The organism is Rhizobium album (genome assembly GCF_003122325.1).
In the GTDB taxonomy this organism is placed as follows: Bacteria; Pseudomonadota; Alphaproteobacteria; order Rhizobiales; family Rhizobiaceae; genus Metarhizobium; species Metarhizobium album.
Map to the genome: position 1 here is coordinate 157,536 of NZ_QFBC01000011.1, position 17,756 is coordinate 175,291.

Below are 17,756 nucleotides of genomic sequence, written 5' to 3' on the forward strand. Positions count from 1 at the left end.
TGGCCGATCAGCCCAGAATGATCTTGATTGCGCCAAGGACAGCCAGCATGGCGACCATGGCGAGAAGGATGATGGTCGAGGCATGCAGCCTGCCGGCTGTTGCGCCCCGGTTACCCGGAGCGCCTGAACGAGCCTGTCGAAACCTGTTGTCGCGCATGGTCCACCTCAAAACGTCTGGCCGGCGATCATCACCAGATGCTCGACGACGGGGCCGAGGGCGAGTGCCGGCATGAAGGTGAGGCCGCCGACGATCAGGATCGTGCCGACGAGCAGGCCGACGAACAGCGGACCGTCGGTGGGGAACGTGCCCGCCGAGGCCGGAACCGTCTTCTTGGCGACCAGCGAGCCGGCGATGGCGAGTGCCGGGATGATGACCAGGAAGCGACCCATCAGCATGGCGAGGCCGAGCGTGACGTTGTACCAGGGCGTATTGCCGGTCAGGCCACCGAAGGCCGAGCCGTTGTTGGCGGCCGCCGAGGTGTAGGCGTAGAGGATCTCGGAGAAACCGTGCGGACCGGCGGTGCCGATGGAGGCGACCGCAGACGGCAGCACGGTGGCAACCGCCGTGAAGATCAGCATGGCGAGCGGCAGGCAGAGGATGGCGAGGATAGCCATCTTCATCTCTTTCGCCTCGATCTTCTTGCCGAGATATTCCGGTGTGCGGCCGACCATCAGGCCGGCCACGAAGACGGCGACGATGATGAACAGCACGATGCCGTAGAAACCGGCGCCGACGCCGCCGATGATGACCTCGCCGAGCTGCATGTTGATCAGCGGAATAAGGCCACCGAGCGCCGTGAAGCTGCCATGCATGGCGTTGACGGCGCCGCAGGAGGCAGCCGTGGTGACGATGGCGAAGAGGGCCGACGCCGAGATGCCGAAGCGGACTTCCTTACCTTCCATGTTGCCGCCTTCGAGGCCGAAGGCATGCATCAACGGGTTGCCGGCGGCTTCCGCCCAGTAGGTGACGGCGACGCCGGCGACGAACAGGAAACCCATCGCGGCGAGGACCGCCCAGCCCTGACGCTGGTTGCCGACCATGCGGCCGAAGACGTTGGTGAAGGCTGCGCCGATGGCGAAGATCGATACCATCTGGATCAAGTTGGAGATCGCATCCGGATTTTCGAACGGATGGGCGGAGTTGGCGTTGAAGAAGCCGCCGCCATTGGTGCCGAGCATCTTGATGGCGAGCTGCGAGGCGACGGGGCCGACCGCGATCGTCTGCCGGGCGCCTTCCAGCGTCGTCGCCTCGATAGAGGCACTGAGCGTCTGCGGCACGCCGAGCCAGACATAGACCAGCGTCAGCACGATGCAGGCGGGCAGCAGCACGTAGAGCGTGGCGCGGGTCATGTCGACCCAGAAATTGCCGATCGCCTTGCCGGAGGCGCGCGAAAAGGCGCGGATGAGGGCCACGGCGATCGCCATGCCGGTGGCGGCAGACAGGAAGTTCTGCACCGTCAGCCCGGCCATCTGGCTGAGATAGGATAGGGTGCTTTCGCCGCCGTAATTCTGCCAGTTGGTGTTGGCGACGAAGCTTGCCGCGGTGTTGAAGGAAAGCTCGGGGCCGACGGCGGCCATGCCGGCCGGATTGAGTGGCAGGATGTCCTGGAACCGGAGCAGGGCATAGAGGAGAAGCATGCCGAACAGGTTGAACAGCAGCAGCGCGAAGGCATAGGACGTCCAGTGCTGCTCTTCCCGTTCACTGGTGCCGGCAACGGCATACAGTCCTCGTTCGATGGGAACGAGAAGCGGAGACAGAAAGGTGCGCTCGCCGGAAAAGACGCGCGTCATATAGGCGCCGAGCGGCTTGACGAGCACGAGGACGATCCCGCAGAAAACCAGGATCTGAAGCCATCCGTTAAGGGTCATGAGTTCAAACTTTCGATATCCGTCGTTTCGATGTCAGAAACGGTCGGGGCGAACGAGCGCATAGGTCAGGTAGAGGGCGAGCAGCACGGTGACGGCTCCGCTCAGGAGATAATCGAAGATCATCGCAGGCCTCCGCTCACAGCCGGTCGCACAGGCGTGCATAGGCAAGGCACAGCGCAAAGAATGCCGCCGTCGTGGCAAGTAGAATGATATCCATCATTGATTTGACTCCCTGGGTTTCCTGGAGTCAGACAAGAGGAAAGGTGCCGTTCGGAAGAAACGGCGCTTTTCGTTCTTTCTGGCTTGGAGACGGCTTTTGCCGTATCTCGAGACAGAGAATGCGCCCAAACCGCATATAGGTTCGAGTGAGCGTCAGGAGGAAAGATATAAGAATCCTATAGGAATTCCGGCGGAGTCAGACGAGTTCCAGCCGCGCGCGGGCTTGGCGCATCTGCGTCAGGATTTCCGGCGAGACATTACGCGAGATCAGCACGACGTCGAAGGCGGCGACGTCGGCCACATAGTTCAGCGCCGAGAAATGGAACTTGCTCTCGTCGACCAGCAGGATCTTCTTGCGGGCAATCGCCATCATCGACTGCTTGGTGCGCACCACTTCTTCGTCCTGCGTATAAAGGGAACCGCCCTGGATGGTGGTGGTCGACAGGAGCGCAACATCGACGTGGAAGGTCTTGATCATGTTTTCGCAGGCCAGGCCGAAGAAGCCGTTGTAACGGCGGTGGAACTTGCCGCCGAGACCGATCAGTTCGACATCCGTCGTCTCCCGCAGCCGCTCCATCACCGGCAGGGCATTGGTGATCACCGTCACCGGCGTCACCTGCTCGATGAAGTCGCAGACGTGGAAGGTGGTGGAACTGTCGTCCCAGATGACGGCGTTGCCGGGCTCGACGTGATTGACGGCCGCCCGCGCCAGCCGCCGCTTTTCATCGACATGCTGGCGGGCGCGGTAGATATAGTTGCTCTCGACCAGCATCGACTTTTCCGCCGAGACCGCACCGCGGATGCGCCGCACCAGGCCCTGGTCCTGCAGGTCGTTCAGGTCGCGGTGGATGGTCATCAGGCTGACATCCATCGCCTGCGCCAGGTCCTTGATCTGGGCGGTGCCGGTTTCGAGCAGCAGCCGCATGATCTCCGACCGCCGCCGCTCCGTCTTCGAGCTTCCCAATCCGTCGTCCTGCAGATCCATGCGCTGTTCCTTCCTGCCTAGGGGGTTCATAGCACCGTTTTTCAGCGACGGAAATAGGAATGTTAAAATATCATAATTTCACATGTGCATTGCAAAAACTATCAAAATGGAGAGGGCAAGAATTATAGAAATTTGCCGATTTTCATCATATTTTCATCGTAAATTCCCTCTCGCACATGCGTTTTCAGTGATTGATAGCTTAACAAATCTGACAGTGAAATCGACAAAAACTAACAAAATTGAATGATATTTAACATTATATATTGATATATATAGAAAACGGAGCTAGGTTTCGATCGTCCGGGACGGCGTGGGAGAAGGAGTGCCGCCCTTGGCTTCAAACCTGTGGGAGGAGAACCATGTTGAAGAAGACGCTTTCGAGCGCCGTGACGTCCGCGATTGCCATCTGCGCGGCCCTCGGTGTCTCATCGGCGGCGCGCGCCGATACCACGCTGACCTTCGTCTGGCATGCCGGCACCTGTGCCGACGCGCTGATGGATATCGCCAAGGATTACCCCGACAAGACCGTGAAGATCGTGCCGGCACTGGTGCCTTACGGTCCCGAATGGCATAACAAGATCGCGTCCGAATTCGCCATCAAGGGCGATGCCTTCGACTTCGCGATGTGGGACAGCCAGTCGACGGCGGAATTTGCCGGCGGCGGCCATGCCGTCAAGATCAACGAGATCTTCGACAAGTCGAGCTACCTGAAGGCGGATATCTTCCCGCCGGCCTCGCTGTCGCGTTACGGCGAATATCCTGACGGCTCCGGCGAATATTACGGCCTGCCGGCCAACCAGGACGCCTACGGCCTGATGTACCGCAAGGACCTGTTCGAGGACCCGAAGGAAAAGGACGCCTTCAAGGCGAAATACGGCTACGACCTCGCCGTGCCGCAGACCTACCAGCAGGCCCGCGACATCGCCGAGTTCTTCACCCGTCCCGATCAGGACCTCTACGGCTGGGGCCAGATGGGCGGCCGCGAATACGATTTCGCGACGACGGCCTCCAACTCGTTCCTCTGGTCGTTCGGCGGCGAGCTCTACAACCCGCAAACCTTCGAGGTGAAGGGGTATCTCGACAGCCCGGCCTCGGTCGACGGCGTGCAGGCCTATGTCGACATGTTCAAGTTCGGCCCTCCCGGCAGCGGCAACTGGGGTTTTGACGAAGTCAACGCCGCATTCCAGCAGGGCCAGCTCGCCATGGCCATGCAATGGTTCTACTTCAACGGTTCGAACGCCGATCCGAAGGTCAGCAAGTTCGCGGATAAGACCGCTTTCGGCGTGCTGCCAGGCGCCGTCGGCCGCGACAAGAAGTTCCGCCGCCAGTTCTCGGTCGGTGGCCAGGGCATGGGTATCAATAAGTATTCCAAGAAGCTGCCCGAGCTGACCAAGTTCATGGAATGGTACTTCCAGCCGGAACAGCAGGCGCGGTATGCCAAGGTGTGCCAAACCGGCCTGAAGGCCGTACTCGAAAGCGCCGAATGGCAGGGCCTGAACTCCTATAACCGGCAGTTCTCCACCGCGCTCGCCTACCTCAACGACTATTGGCACCTGCCGGAATATCCGGTTCTGCTGGACCAGCTGCAGGAAGAGGTCAGCAATGCCGTTTCCGGCACGAAGACGGTGCAGCAGGCGCTTTCGGACGCTGCCGAGAAACACGAGCGGACGCTGCAGCGCGCCGGTTACGACATCAAGCGTGGCGACAGCACGCCGGAGGTGCCGGACCAGAAGATCTCGCCGGTCGGCGTCGACGAGGTCGTCGTGGTGAATTGACCGCGGCGGTTGTCGCCGGCCTGCAAGATTTTTCGTCTCCCAAGACAGCCGGCGAAAGACACGGGATGCGCGGCATGACAGCCGCGCATCCCGGCACCGAAAATTCCGATTGCCGACCAGCCGCGACGGCGGGGATGAACCATGTCACGTTCCAGAACCACGGGGATCGATCTAGCCGCGCGATGGCTCTTCATCGGTCTCCTGATCCTCTATACCATCTACAATCTCGGCCCGATCTTCTGGCTGCTGATATCCTCGTTCAAAAGCCGCATGGACCTTTTCACCATGCCGCCGAAGATCTTTTTCACGCCTGATCTGTCCGGATACGAGAGCGTCTTCGGCGTGGGGTCCGCAAAGGACAGCGCCTCGGCCTTCGGCGTCTTTGAATCGCTGGTCAATTCGGTGATCGTCTCCACGGTCGGCACGGCGCTCGCCGTCTTCCTCGGCACGCTCGCCGGTTACGTCTGCTCGCGCTTCAATTTTTCCGGCAAGGGCGATTTCATGTTCTTCGTGCTGTCGACCCGCATGCTGCCGCCGGTGGCAGTGCTGGTCTTCTATCACCTGATGTTTGCCGAACTCGGCCTCGCCGATACGCGTTTCGGCCTGATTCTGGTGGCGATCTTCGCCAATATCGGGCTTGCGACCTGGATCATGAAGGGTTTCTTCGACGGCGTGCCGCAGGAGGTGGAGCAGATCGCCATCGTCAACGGTTATACCAGAATGTACGCCTTCCTGCATCTGGTGTTGCCGATGGTGAAGGGCGGCATCGCCGCCACGGCCGGCTTCTGCTTCATCTTCGCCTGGAACGAATTCGCCTTCGCCTCGATCCTGACAACCACGAAGGCAAAGACGCTGCCGGTGAAGATTTCCGCCGCATCGGGTGCCACCGGCATCGAATGGACGCAGATCTGCGCTGCCGGCGTCGTGCTGATCATCCCGGTGTTGATCTTCTTCTACCTCATCCGCAAGCATCTCCTGATGGGGATGACCTTCGGCGTGCTGGGACGGAGATAGGCCATGACACAAATCGACGCCTCCAACCGCAAGCGTTCCTCCGGCCGGCTGATGATCCTCGGCTTCCTGTCGCCGTCGCTCGCCATCCTGCTCTTCATGGTCGCCTATCCGATCTTCTCGCTGGTCTATTACAGCTTCTTCAATTTCTCGGCGCTCAGGCCGGCGGCGGGCATGAAGCCGGTCGGGCTCGGCAACTACGAATTCCTGCTCGGCGACCCGGAACTGTGGGAGCGCTTCGTCTTCACCGGCGAGTTCGTGGCGCTGTGCGTCAGCGCCCAGATGCTGATCGGCATCTTCATCGGCTACCAGCTGCAGAAGAATTTTCGCGGCCGCGACCTGCTGTTCACGGCGCTGATGCTGCCGATGATGATGTCGCCGGTCGTGGTCGGTTTCCTCTGGCGCTATATGTTCAATTCCGAATGGGGCGTCATCAATTACCTGCTGACCGTGATCGGCCTCGGCAAGGTCGATTGGCTTGGGCAGACGACGGCTGCCCTCTTTGCCGCCGCTGCCGCCGACACCTGGATGTGGACGCCGTTCATCGTGCTTCTGGCGACGGCCGCCTTCCGCGGTATCCCCGAGACGATCTACGAGGCGGCGGAAGTGGACGGCGCAAGCCCGGCCTACACCTTCTTCCGCATCACCCTGCCGATGTCGGCGCCGGTGCTGTTCATCGCGCTCATCCTGCGGCTGATCGACAGCTTTAAACAATACGACCTGTTTTTCGCGCTGACCGGCGGTGGGCCGGGATCGAGCACGGAAACCGTCTCGTTTGCCGTCGCCAAGACCGCATTCAGCTATTTTTACACGGGAGAGGCCTCGGCGCTCGCTGTCGTGCTGCTCGTCATCATCATCGGCCTGTCGATGATCCTGGTGCGGCACCTCAACAAGATGGGCGAGAGGTATTGAGAGCATGGCAGAAATAAAGCTCAAGAACCTCAACATCGAATTCGGTTCGTTCAAGGCGGTCGACAATGTCGATCTCATCGTGAAGGACGGCGAGTTCGTGGTCTATCTTGGCCCTTCCGGCTGCGGCAAGACGACGACGCTGCGCTCCATCGCCGGTCTCGTAAAGGCAACCTCCGGCGACATCCTGTTCGACGGCAAGCGCGTCAACGACCTGTCGGCCAGCGAACGCAACATCGCCATGGTCTTCCAGTTCGTCTCGCTGTATCCGCACCTGAAGATCCGCCAGAATATCGTCTTCCCGCTGAAGGCACGCGGCGTGGCGAAGGCGGAGATCGCCCGAAAGCTCGACTGGGTGACCGAGGTCTTCAAGCTCGGCGACGATCTCGACCGTTATCCCGGCGCCTTGCCGCCCGGCGCGCGGCAGAAGGTGGCGCTGGCGCGCGCCGTCATCCGCGATCCCGCCGTACTGCTGCTCGACGAACCGCTGTCGGCCATCGACGAACAGTTCCGCGAAGAGATGCGCTGGGAACTCGGCCACCTGCAACGCCAGCTTGGTGTCACGACGATCTACGTCACCCATGATCAGCGCGAGGCGATGTCGCTCGCCGACCGCATCGTACTGATGAGCGATGGCCGGATCGTCCAGGTCGGCGAGGCGGACCAGATTTTCTACAATCCCGTCAATATGTTCGCCGGCCAGTTCATCGGTTCGCCCAGCATGAACCTGATCGATCTCCGCCCTGCGGAAGGCGGCCTCACGCTGGGCGCGAGCGGCGTGCACCTGTCGCCGGAGCGCGACGGGCTGCCGGTATGGGCGATGAACAGCCGCCGGCCGCTGAAACTCGGCATCCGGCCGCTGAATGTCGAGCTGGTGGATGACGATCACCAGGGACCGTCGCTGGATATCGCCGTCGACGATGTGTTTTCGGTCGGCCGCGAACGGTTCTTCACCTTTCACCTTGGCGACCAGATCCATCAGGGCGTCGACAAACGCAAGACGGTCGGGTCAACCGGCCGGGTGCGTTTTGCGCCCGAAGGGTTCCTGTTCTTCGATACCGAGACCGGCCGCCGCGCCGCACCGGAGGTTTCCGCATGACCGGCCCGATGCTCAAACTCGAAGGACTGCGAAAGTCCTATCGCGGCAAGCCGGCCCTGAGGGGGCTGGATCTCACCATCGCCGACAACGAGATCTTTGCCCTGCTGGGTCCCACCGGCGCCGGCAAGAGTTCGACGCTTCTGGCAACCGCCGGCCTGATCAGCCTTGACTCCGGCCGCGTGCATCTCGGTGGCCGCGATGTCACCGATATCGACCCCGCCGGCCGCGATGTCGCCATTGTCTTCGAAGGTTTCAACCTGCTGCCGGTGCTCGACGTCAAGGACAACATCGCCTTTGCACTACGCTCGCCGACGTTCCGGGAGTCCGAGGACGAGATCAAGGCGCGCATCGGCCGCACCGCAGAACTGTTGCGCATCTCGCATCTGCTGGACCGTGATGTCGATACGCTGTCCGGTGGCGAGCGGCAACGCGTCGCGATTGCCCGCGCACTGGTGCGGCGTCCAAAGCTCTTCCTGCTCGACGAACCGTTGTCGGCGCTTGATCTGAAGCTGCGCGAGGGCTTGCGGGCCGAGTTGCGGCAGATCCATCGCCAGTACCGCTCGACGATGTTTTACGCCACCCACGACTATCACGGTGCCATCGCGGTTGCCGACCGCATCGGCATCGTCGATGGCGGCGTGGTGCTGCAGGCCGGCACGATTGCCGAAATCTATGCGCGACCGGCCAATGTCTTCGTCGGCAAGCTGATCGGCAGTCCCGCCATGGCGTTTTTTGAAGCGCATGTCGATGGTGATGCCGTCCGCATCACCGGCAACGGCCAGCGCATTCCGCTTGCCGATTTCGGCGGGCTTGGGCCTCGGACCGGCACCGTTCTGGTGGGCGCCTGGCCGGAGGATATCGAGGTGGTGTCGCCGGCAACGGCCAATACCAGCGAAGGCCGCATCTATGCCGTCGACAACCGGGGTTTCGAGCGGGCGGTGCAGATCAACGGCGCCTACGGCGCCTTCCGCAAGGTGCTGCCGCACGGCGTCGAGATGAAGCAGAACGATGCCTGCGCCTTCCGCATCCTCGATGGCGCCGCCTTCCTCTTCGATGCGGCGAGCGGAAACCGGCTGTCGCAGGCACATACGGAGGAAAGGGCATGAAGAAGGTTTCATTGCTCACCTGGTTCTACCGCTTCGCAAGCGCTCTGATCCTTGGCGGTTTCGCGATGCTCTGCCAGCCGTTCACGCATGATCTTTTCGTACTGGGCTTCCCGGTGCTGCTTGCCGGCGTCATTCTGTTCATGGTGCTGGACCACGTTCCGGACCGGCAAAACTAGATTTGGGAGGAGGACCGCATGGCCAAGGCGGCTAAGAAAATCATCAACGATCCGAAAAAGGTGGTGGCGGAAATGCTGGACGGGCTGGTGCTCGCCAATGACGGCCGCATTGCCCGCGTGCCGGGCCACGCGGCCATCGTGCGCACCGACCTGCCGGAGAGCAAGGTGGCCGTGCTGATCGGCGGCGGCAGCGGCCACGAGCCGCTGTTCCACGGCTTCGTCGGCAGGAACATGGGCGATGGCGCCGCCTGCGGCCAGGTGTTTGCGGCCCCTTCGCCCGACATCATCGTCGCCGCCGCCAAGGCAGTGCACCGCGGCAAGGGCGTACTCTTCCTCTACGGCAACTATGCCGGCGACACGATGAACTTCGACATGGCCGCCGAGCTGCTGGAAGACGAGGATATCGAGGTCCGCACGGTGAGGATCGCCGACGACGTGGCGGCTGCGCCACCCGAACGGAAATACGACCGGCGCGGCATTGCCGGCGACCTCCTGATGATCAAGATCGCCGGCGGGGCGGCTTCGGAACTGGAGACGCTGGACGATGTCGTCCGCGTCGTCGAGAAGGCCGGTGACAATGTCCGCTCGATCGGTGTCGCGGTCTCGGCGGGGTCGATCCCGGAAACCGGCAAGCCGACCTTCGAACTGGCCGACGACGAGATCGAGATCGGCATGGGTGCGCATGGCGAGGCCGGTGTCTCGCGCCAGAAGCTGCTGCCGGCCGATGCCGTCGCCGACCAGCTGATGGACAAGATCCTCAACGACCTGCCCTTCCAAAGCGGTGACGAGGTGGCGCTGCTGATCAACAACCTCGGTGCCACGACGATGATGGAAATGCTGATCGTCAACCGCCGTATCCGCCAGATCCTCGACGAGCGCGGCATCAAGGTGCACCGCACCGATGTCGGCACCTGGCTGACGGTGCAGGAGATGGCCGGTTTCTCGGTGACGCTGATGAAGCTGGACGACGAGCTGAAGCGCTATCTCGACATGCCGGCCGAATCCCTCGGCTATTCGCGGATGTGAGGGCGTCATGGCAGCAACACTGGAAAAGGATGATGTCGTCGCCATGCTCCGGCATGTGTCGGAGCGGCTGATCGCGCAGGTCGATATCCTCACGGATGCCGATCTCGCCATTGGTGACGGTGACCATGGCATCGGCATGCAGCGCGGTTTCGAAGGCACGCTCGAAAGTTTCGATGCGACGCCGCCGGAGAATATCGAGGCCGCCTTCAAGGCGATGGGCACCGCCATCCTGTCGAAGACCGGCGGTGCCGCCGGCGCGATCTTCGGAACCCTGTTCCGGGCGGGGTCCAAGGTAACCGCCGGCAAGGAGACGATCGGCGGTGCCGACATCGCCGCCTTCCTCGAGACCGGACTCGAGGCGGTGCTGAAACGGGGCGGCGTCACGGAAGGCCAGAAGACCATCATCGACGGTCTGGCTCCGGCGGCGCGCGCAGCGCGCGCAAAAGAGGCGGAAGGAGCGGATGCCGTTCTTTCGGCCGCAGCCGATGCCGCCGTCGCCGGCGTGGAGGCCACCAAGGGCATGGTCGCGACCACAGGCAAGGCCCGCTCGCTCGGTGAGCGCAGCCTCGGTCATCCCGATCCCGGGGCGATCTCGGTTTCACTGATTTTGAAAGCCATGCAGGATTTTGCCGCGCGCGCCTGAGCGCTCGGCCAGCCTGCCAGCATAAGGACGAAGGACATGGCAGATCTCGACGACATCAAGGACGGCAAGGACTGGGTACAGGATCGCCCGGCCGACACCAGCAAGTTTTTCCTGAAGGGCGGCGCCCATCAGGATTGGGGCATGAAGGCGCGGCTGTCGCGCATCTTCAACCCGGCCAGCGGCAAGACGGTGATGCTCGCCTTCGATCACGGTTATTTCCAGGGGCCGACCACTGGCCTGGAGCGCATGGACCTGACGATCGCGCCGATCGCCGCCCATGCCGACGTTTTGATGTGCACCCGCGGCGCCCTGCGCGCCACGATCGCGCCTGACGTCAACAAGCCCGTCGTGCTCCGCTGCAGCGGCGGCAACAGCATCTTGCGCGAACTGTCCAATGAGCTGGTGGCCGTCGATATCGACGACGCCATCCGACTCGGCGCCGTCGCCATGGCGGCACAGGTCTATATCGGCGCCGAATACGAACACAAGTCGATCGGCAACGTCGTCAAGCTCATCGATCAGGGCACGCGTTACGGCATCCCGACCATGGCCGTCACCGGCGTCGGCAAGGACATGGTGCGGGATGCCCGCTACTTCGGCCTGGCGACACGCATCGCCGCCGAGATCGGCGCACAGTTCGTCAAGTCCTATTACGTCGACAGCGGTTTCGAGCGCATCGTGCTCGGCTGCCCGGTGCCGATCGTCATCGCCGGCGGCAAGAAACTGCCGGAGGCCGAGGCGCTCGACATGGCCTGGAAGGCCATCGACCAGGGGGCGGCCGGCGTCGACATGGGCCGCAACGTCTTCCAGTCGAGCAACCCCACGGCGATGCTGCAGGCGCTCGGTGCCGTCGTGCACAGGGGCGAGCGCGCCGACCGGGCCTATGAAATGTTCCTCGACCTCGAAAGCGCGAAGGCGGCATGACGATGAACAGCGTCAAGGAGGAAGCCTCGTCGAGGTTTGAGCATCCGCTGGCCGGCAAGGTGGTGGCCGTGACCGGGGCGGCGAGCGGCATCGGCCGCGAGGTGGCGCGCGTCTTTAGCGAGGCAGGCGCCTCCGTGGCGGCGCTCGATATCAACGACGACGCTCTGGGCGACCTCGAACGCTCCTTCGGTTGCCGCACGTTCCACTGCGACGTGACCAATGCCGAGGCCGTTTCGCAAGCCTTCGACGCTATCGGGGCAAGTTTCGGCAGGCTGGACATTCTGGTTTCGAATGCCGGCTCGGCGCAGCAGGGGCCGATCGGCGATCTGCCGATGGAGGATCTGCGCCGCAGCTTCGAGCTGAATTTCTTCGGTCACCAGAACGCCTGCCAGGCGGCGGTGCGGCTCTTCCGCCGCAAGGGCGAAGGCGGCTCGATCCTGTTCAACATCTCCAACCAGTCGGTGAACCCCGGCAAGGATTTTGGCCCCTACGGCATTCCCAAGGCGGCCACCATGGCGTTGATGAAGCAATATGCGCTCGATCACGGCAAGGAAGGCATCCGCGCCAACGGCGTCAATGCCGGCCGCATTCGAACTGGCCTGATGACCGACCAGATGATCGTCGAACGCGCCGAGGCGCGCGGGATCACGCCGCACGACTACATGTCCGGAAACCTGCTCGGCGTCGAGGTGTTCGCCAGGGATGTCGCCGATGCCTTCCTGCATCTGGCGCAGATGGAAAAGGTCAATGCCGTCGTGCTGACCGTGGACGGCGGTGCGATCGCGACCTCGCTGCGGTAAACGCGAAAGCGACAGATCCCCATGCCGTCATCGGCGCTCGGAAAGCGTTTCCGGGCGCATCCGAAATATTTTTGCCCAGCGGATCGCGTGCGCGTCGGGCAATGCTCTATCCTTGCGATGCTTCTTCCCGTGCGGCCGCACTTTTGCCGGCGACGGCGAAGTTGGTTTTTTCCATGTCGGTGATGATGATGCGCACCTGTTCCGGCGGGCAGGACAGCGTTTCGCAGACGGCGTCCGTCACTGCGGCGAAGAGCGCCTCCTTCTGAGCCCGTGTGCGACCTTCCAGCAGATTGACGGTGATGATGGGCATGGCGCTCTCCTGTTTGCCCGGATTGTCCGCGCAAGGCGTGCGGCGGGCAAGCCGTGCGCTGGTTTGCCGGCAGGACCAAAGGTTGAAAAGTGCAAATGGTCTGCCTTTTGATCCAGCCTCCAGCTTGGTGGCGGCGCAGGTGCCTGCAACACTCACGCCAACGACACCATGCTCTTGGAGGAGAACAGCATGCACCGAGACAGATTCTATACGAAACCAGGGCTATGGCTGGCGACGGCGTTTTCCATGCTGTCGCTCGGCCTGGCGGCACCGGCATCCGCCGCCGATCCGGTAAAGATCGGCTGCGCCCTGCCGCTGAGCGGCGGCTCCGCCACCGTCGGCAACCAGACCCGCGTCGGTGCCCAGATCGCCGTCAACCAGGTCAACGCCAATGGCGGCATCAAGGCCCTGGGCGGCGCACCGCTGGAGATCGTCTTTGCCGATACGCAATCCAAGGCCGATGTCGGCGTGACCGAAACCGAACGCCTGATCACCCGTGAAAACGTCGCGGTGATCTGCGGTTCGTTCAACAGCGCCGTGACCTTCCCGGCCACGGAGGTCGCCGAACGCTACAAGACGCCGTGGATCGTCGTCGGCGCCGTCAAGGACGAGATCACCGAACGCAATTTCAAATATATCTTCCGCATCAACAACAAGGCAACCTTCGACGCCCGCGAACAGATCGACGCCATGGATCTGCTCGGCCAGGAAAGCGGCAAGAAGCCGAAGACCATCGCCATGCTCTACGAGGGCTCGGACTGGGGCCGCTCGCATGCCGGCAACGTCAAGAAGATCGCCGCCGAGCGGGGTTACGACATCGTCGTCGACGAAGCGGCACCGCCGAACCAGGTGGATTTTTCCAACCAGCTTCTGAAGATCCGTGCAGCGGCGCCCGATGCCATCATCGTCGCGCTCTATACGCCCGACCACCTGCTCTTCACCCGCCAGATGATGGAACAGCGGCTTGATGCTCCCTTCGGTATCCATTCCGTCGGCGGCGGCATGGAAGATCCGGCCTTCTACAAGGCGCTGCCGCAGGCGGCTGTAGATTACGCGTTCGTCCAGGAAGACTGGCAGATCGACAAGATCAAGACCACCCAGGATCCGCTGATGCTCGACGCCAACAAGAAGATGGAGGAAGAGCTGGGATATGGGCTGAGCGCCTATGGTGCCCAGGGTTACTCCTCCGTCTACGTCATCGCCGATGCCCTGGAGCGGGCCGGCAGTGCGGATCGCGAAAAGCTGCGCGATGCGATTGCCCAGACCGACATCAAGGACGGCCCGGCGCTGATCACCGGTTATCTCGGCATCAAGTTCGACGAACAGGGCCAGAACACCTTCGCCAACGGCGTCATCTCGCAGAACCTCGGCGGCGAGCGCCGCACGATCTGGCCGGCCCAGAGCCGGTCTGCCGACGTGAAGCCGGTCTGGCCGGTTCCGGGCTGGAGCGAGCGCTGACATAGCGCAATCCGCAGCGGGTCGGGCTTGCCGCGACCCGCTGCACCTTTCCGAACAACGGTGCAGGGCAGGAACGCCGATGGATTTCTTCATTCTCTCTTTTGCCGTAACCAACGGGCTTCTGCTCGGCGGCATCTATGGCGGCGTGGCGCTCGGCCTCAGCCTGATCTTCGGCGTGCTGCGCGTCGTCAACTTCGCGCACGGCTCGTTCCTGATGCTGTCGCTTTACATTTCTTTCTGGCTCTGGAGCATTTTCGGGCTCGATCCCTATCTCAGCGCCCTCATCAACATTCCGGCGATGTTTATGCTCGGCTTCGCCGTCCAGGCGTTGATCATCTCGCCGCTGATCAAGCGGGAAAGCGCGCTGGTGGTCGAGCCGCTCAGCGCCTTGCTGCTGACGGCCGGCATCTTCCTCGTCCTCGACAATGCGGCGCTGATGGCCTTCGGGCCGGATGTCCGCGCCGTGCAGACCAGCTACTACATGCCGAGCCTGATGCTGGGCGGCATTCCGGTCAACAGCCAGCGCCTGATCGGCGCGGTCGCTGCCGTGATCGTCGCCGCCGCGCTGTCCTGGTGGCTGCGCACCTCGCATCTCGGCCGCTCGATCCGGGCCACGGCGCAGAACCGCGATGCGGCGGCGATGTCCGGCATCAACGTTCCTTTCGTCTATGCCGTCACCTTCGGCATCGGCTGCGGCATCCTCGGACTGTTCGGGGCGCTGATGTCCACCTTCATCCCGATTTCGCCGTCCATCGGCCTGTCCTTCGGCATCAAGTCCTTCATCGTCGTCGTTCTCGGCGGTCTCGGCTCCATTCCGGGCTGCATCATCGGCGGCATCGTCATCGGCGTATTCGAAGCCGTGGCCTCGCAATTCGTCACCGCGACGTCGGCCGCGATCGGTTCGCTGGCCCTCTTCGTCCTCATCCTGATCTTCCGCCCGGCGGGCATCATGGGGCGCGCATGAACACGAAAACCATTCCGCTCGAAAGGAAAGACGTGGAGAAGACCACCAGCCTTCCGCTTCGGCCCTCCAGCCTCGTCGCCGTTGTCGTTCTCGGCGTTCTGGCGCTTGTGCCGGCTCTCGTTTCCGACAGCTTCTTCATCCATTCGCTGATCATGATCCTGTTCTTCGCCTATATGTCGACGGCGTGGAACTTCGTCTGCGGTTATGTCGGCCAGCTGTCGCTCGGCCACACCATGTTCAGCGGCGCCGGCGGCTATTGTTCGGTGCTGCTGTTCACACAGCTCGGTGTCAGCCCGTGGATCGGCATGATCTTCGGCGGCTTCCTGGCAGCCTTCCTGTCGGTGCTGATCGGCCTGCCGACCTTCCGGCTCAAGGGGCCGTATTTCACCCTGACGATGATCGCCTGCGCCGAAATCCTGCGTATCTGGGTGGAAAACACCAATGATTTCTATGGTATCCCGCTCAAGGGCGCCGAAGGGCTTGTCGTTCCGTCGATGGGCGATGACGTCTGGGCTTTCCAGTTCACCTCGAAGATACCCTATTTCTACATCATCCTGATCATGCTGGCCGTCGCCATCTTCGCCACCCGCCTGATGGAGCGTTCCAAGCTCGGTTATTGCCTCAAGGCGATCCGCGGCGACCGGGATGCGGCGGAGGCGCTGGGCATCAATCCCACCCGCTACACTACCCTCGCCTTCGCCATCAGCGCCTTCATGACCGCGCTCGGCGGCAGTTTTTATGCGCAGTTCTTCCGCTACATCAATCCGGAGCGGAACATGGGCCTGGAACTGTCGATCGACATGGCGGTCATGTCGATCATCGGCGGCCAGGGCACCGTACTCGGTCCGCTGCTCGGCGCCGCGATCCTGGTGCCGATCGCCGAAGCGGCGCGCGGCACGCTGGGCGGCAGTTTCCTCGGCCTGCACCTGGTGATCTACGGCCTGGCGCTGATTGCCTGCGTATTGTACTTCCCGAAAGGCGTCATCCACCCGCTCGGCCGCTTCTTTTCCCGACTTTTCGGCCTTAAGGAGACGCGCGGATGACCCCCATTCTCGAACTCGCCAACGTGTCCAAACGCTTCGGCGGCATCCAGGCCGTCAAGGATGCCTCCTTTTCCGTCGGCCAAGGTGAAATCCTCGGCCTGATCGGCCCCAACGGTGCAGGCAAGACGACGGCCTTCAACATGATCGCCGGCTTCTTCAAGCCGGATACCGGCACGATCCGCCTCGAAGGCAAGGATATCGCCGGCAAGAAGCCGTGGGAAATCTGCGAGGCGGGCATCGGCCGCACCTTCCAACTGTCCAAGCCCTTCGGCGACCTGACCGTGGTCGAAAACCTCATGGTCGGCGGGTTTGCCCGCAACCGCGACCGGCGCGTCAACCGCGAAAAAGCCGAGGAAATGAGCGCCTTTCTCGGCATGGCGGCAAAACGCAACATCGAGGCCAACAACCTGACGGCATTCGACCGGCGCAAGCTGGAACTCGGCCGTGCGCTCTGCACCGAGCCGAAGCTCCTGCTGATGGACGAAGTCGTGGCCGGGGCGACGCCGAGCGAGGCGGGCGAAATGGTCGAGCTCGTGCTCAAGGTGCGGGCGCGGGGCATCAGCATCCTCATTGTCGAGCACGTCATGAAGGTCATCATGTCGCTCAGCGACCGGGTGGTGGTGCTGGATTACGGCGAGATGATCGCCAGCGGTCCGCCCAAGGAGGTCGTGTCGCAGCCGGCCGTGCTGAAAGCCTATTTCGGAGAACGTTATGTCCAGTCCCGCGCTTGAGATCAAAGACCTTCATGCCGGCTACGGCGATGCGAAAATCTTGCGTGGCGTGACGCTCAGCCTGCCGCCCCGCTCGCTGGTGGCGCTGGTCGGCGCCAACGGTGCGGGAAAGACGACACTGCTGCGCACGATCTCCGGCCTCTTGAAAAAATCCGGCGGTGCGATCGCGCTCGGCGGCGAAACCATCGACGGCCTGCCGCCGCATCGGGTCGTCGAGGCCGGCTTCGTCCAGTCGCCGGAAGGCAAGCAGCTGTTCCATGGCATGAGCATCCTCGAAAATCTGATGGTCGGCGCCCATACCGAACGCGCCCGCGCAAGGCGCAAGGAAACGCTGGAAGAGGTGTTCGAACTGTTCCCAATTCTCGCGGAACGCCAGCACAAGCCGGCCTCGGCGCTCTCAGGCGGCCAGCAGCAGATGGTGGCTGTCGGCCGGGCGCTGATGGCCCTGCCCCGCGTGCTGGCGCTCGACGAACCGTCGCTCGGCCTGGCGCCGATCATGGTGGATCGCCTGTTCGAGGCGATTTCCAAGATCCGCGAGCGCGACCTCGCCATCCTCGTCATCGAACAGAACGTCTTCCAGGTGCTGGAAATGGCCGATTACGGTTATGTTCTGGAAAACGGCAAGGTCAGCATGCAGGGCTCCGGCCAGGAACTGCTCGCCAACGACCATCTGCGCGAAACCTATCTCGGACTGTAACAGGAATTTTT

The 17,756-nt window shown here is 62.5% G+C and carries 20 protein-coding genes; 15 read left to right on the forward strand and 5 right to left on the reverse strand.

Features of this window, described 5'->3' with window-relative positions; genetic code table 11:
- Nucleotides 1–7: 7 nt before the first annotated feature.
- The 4 genes from DEM27_RS34090 to DEM27_RS21610 all read right to left on the reverse strand — a co-directional run bounded on the left by DEM27_RS34090 (nucleotide 8) and on the right by DEM27_RS21610 (nucleotide 3,073).
- A complete protein-coding gene (locus DEM27_RS34090; RefSeq protein WP_165823523.1) occupies nucleotides 8–157 on the reverse strand; it encodes a hypothetical protein in 150 nt (49 codons plus the stop codon).
- 8 nt (nucleotides 158–165) lie between these two features.
- Nucleotides 166–1,869 carry a potassium-transporting ATPase subunit KdpA gene (gene kdpA / locus DEM27_RS21600; RefSeq protein ID WP_109460320.1) on the reverse strand — a complete coding sequence of 568 codons (1,704 nt, stop codon included), beginning with the start codon at nucleotides 1,867–1,869 and terminating at the stop codon, nucleotides 166–168.
- Nucleotides 1,870–1,902: 33 nt separating this feature from the next.
- A complete protein-coding gene (gene kdpF, locus DEM27_RS21605; RefSeq protein ID WP_109460321.1) occupies nucleotides 1,903–1,992 on the reverse strand; it encodes a K(+)-transporting ATPase subunit F in 90 nt (29 codons plus the stop codon).
- 292 nt (nucleotides 1,993–2,284) lie between these two features.
- A complete protein-coding gene (locus DEM27_RS21610) occupies nucleotides 2,285–3,073 on the reverse strand; it encodes a DeoR/GlpR family DNA-binding transcription regulator (protein WP_165823524.1) in 789 nt (262 codons plus the stop codon).
- A gap of 359 nt (nucleotides 3,074–3,432) precedes the next feature.
- Here DEM27_RS21610 and DEM27_RS21615 point away from each other — a divergent pair, with 359 nt between their 5' ends.
- From DEM27_RS21615 to DEM27_RS21660, 10 genes are all read left to right on the forward strand, one after another.
- Nucleotides 3,433–4,848 carry an ABC transporter substrate-binding protein gene (locus tag DEM27_RS21615; RefSeq protein ID WP_109460323.1) on the forward strand — a complete coding sequence of 472 codons (1,416 nt, stop codon included), beginning with the start codon at nucleotides 3,433–3,435 and terminating at the stop codon, nucleotides 4,846–4,848.
- Between the two features lie 141 nt (nucleotides 4,849–4,989).
- The gene (locus DEM27_RS21620; RefSeq protein ID WP_109460324.1) at nucleotides 4,990–5,862 is read left to right on the forward strand and encodes a carbohydrate ABC transporter permease; all 873 of its coding nucleotides are present in this window, start codon (nucleotides 4,990–4,992) and stop codon (nucleotides 5,860–5,862) included.
- 3 nt (nucleotides 5,863–5,865) lie between these two features.
- Nucleotides 5,866–6,771: a carbohydrate ABC transporter permease gene (locus DEM27_RS21625; RefSeq protein WP_109460325.1), complete on the forward strand. Its 906-nt coding sequence runs from the start codon at nucleotides 5,866–5,868 to the stop codon at nucleotides 6,769–6,771.
- A 4-nt stretch (nucleotides 6,772–6,775) separates the two neighbouring features.
- On the forward strand, nucleotides 6,776–7,867 hold the full coding sequence (locus DEM27_RS21630; protein ID WP_109460326.1) for an ABC transporter ATP-binding protein: 1,092 nt from the start codon (nucleotides 6,776–6,778) through the stop codon (nucleotides 7,865–7,867).
- Entirely contained in the window at nucleotides 7,864–8,973 is a 1,110-nt protein-coding gene (locus tag DEM27_RS21635; RefSeq protein ID WP_109460327.1) for an ABC transporter ATP-binding protein, read from the forward strand. The genes DEM27_RS21630 and DEM27_RS21635 overlap by 4 nt, the downstream gene beginning before the upstream one ends.
- Entirely contained in the window at nucleotides 8,970–9,149 is a 180-nt protein-coding gene (locus DEM27_RS21640) for a hypothetical protein (RefSeq protein WP_109460328.1), read from the forward strand. The genes DEM27_RS21635 and DEM27_RS21640 overlap by 4 nt, the downstream gene beginning before the upstream one ends.
- A gap of 18 nt (nucleotides 9,150–9,167) precedes the next feature.
- Nucleotides 9,168–10,175: a dihydroxyacetone kinase subunit DhaK gene (locus DEM27_RS21645; protein WP_109460329.1), complete on the forward strand. Its 1,008-nt coding sequence runs from the start codon at nucleotides 9,168–9,170 to the stop codon at nucleotides 10,173–10,175.
- Between the two features lie 7 nt (nucleotides 10,176–10,182).
- Nucleotides 10,183–10,818, forward strand: coding sequence for a dihydroxyacetone kinase subunit DhaL (dhaL, locus tag DEM27_RS21650; protein ID WP_109460330.1), 636 nt, complete (start codon nucleotides 10,183–10,185; stop codon nucleotides 10,816–10,818).
- A 36-nt stretch (nucleotides 10,819–10,854) separates the two neighbouring features.
- A complete protein-coding gene (lsrF, locus tag DEM27_RS21655) occupies nucleotides 10,855–11,742 on the forward strand; it encodes a 3-hydroxy-5-phosphonooxypentane-2,4-dione thiolase (RefSeq protein WP_109460331.1) in 888 nt (295 codons plus the stop codon).
- Nucleotides 11,739–12,542 (forward strand): SDR family oxidoreductase, encoded by an 804-nt coding sequence (locus DEM27_RS21660; protein WP_109460332.1) that lies wholly within the window; start codon nucleotides 11,739–11,741, stop codon nucleotides 12,540–12,542. The genes lsrF and DEM27_RS21660 overlap by 4 nt, the downstream gene beginning before the upstream one ends.
- Before the next feature lie 106 nt (nucleotides 12,543–12,648).
- Here the strand turns inward: DEM27_RS21660 and DEM27_RS21665 are convergent, their stop codons facing one another.
- Nucleotides 12,649–12,852, reverse strand: a complete 204-nt coding sequence (locus tag DEM27_RS21665) for a 2-hydroxymuconate tautomerase (protein ID WP_109460333.1) — start codon at nucleotides 12,850–12,852, stop codon at nucleotides 12,649–12,651.
- Between the two features lie 189 nt (nucleotides 12,853–13,041).
- Between DEM27_RS21665 and DEM27_RS21670 the strand changes: the two genes are divergently transcribed.
- The 5 genes from DEM27_RS21670 to DEM27_RS21690 all read left to right on the forward strand — a co-directional run bounded on the left by DEM27_RS21670 (nucleotide 13,042) and on the right by DEM27_RS21690 (nucleotide 17,745).
- On the forward strand, nucleotides 13,042–14,310 hold the full coding sequence (locus DEM27_RS21670; RefSeq protein WP_109460334.1) for an ABC transporter substrate-binding protein: 1,269 nt from the start codon (nucleotides 13,042–13,044) through the stop codon (nucleotides 14,308–14,310).
- 79 nt (nucleotides 14,311–14,389) lie between these two features.
- On the forward strand, nucleotides 14,390–15,274 hold the full coding sequence (locus DEM27_RS21675) for a branched-chain amino acid ABC transporter permease (protein WP_109460335.1): 885 nt from the start codon (nucleotides 14,390–14,392) through the stop codon (nucleotides 15,272–15,274).
- Complete coding sequence (locus tag DEM27_RS21680) at nucleotides 15,271–16,317, forward strand: branched-chain amino acid ABC transporter permease (protein WP_109460336.1); 1,047 nt, start codon at nucleotides 15,271–15,273, stop codon at nucleotides 16,315–16,317. The genes DEM27_RS21675 and DEM27_RS21680 overlap by 4 nt, the downstream gene beginning before the upstream one ends.
- A complete protein-coding gene (locus DEM27_RS21685; RefSeq protein WP_109460337.1) occupies nucleotides 16,314–17,048 on the forward strand; it encodes an ABC transporter ATP-binding protein in 735 nt (244 codons plus the stop codon). The genes DEM27_RS21680 and DEM27_RS21685 overlap by 4 nt, the downstream gene beginning before the upstream one ends.
- Nucleotides 17,029–17,745, forward strand: a complete 717-nt coding sequence (locus DEM27_RS21690) for an ABC transporter ATP-binding protein (protein WP_109460338.1) — start codon at nucleotides 17,029–17,031, stop codon at nucleotides 17,743–17,745. Before DEM27_RS21685 ends, DEM27_RS21690 begins: the two co-directional genes overlap by 20 nt.
- The last annotated feature ends 11 nt before the right edge of the window (nucleotides 17,746–17,756 follow it).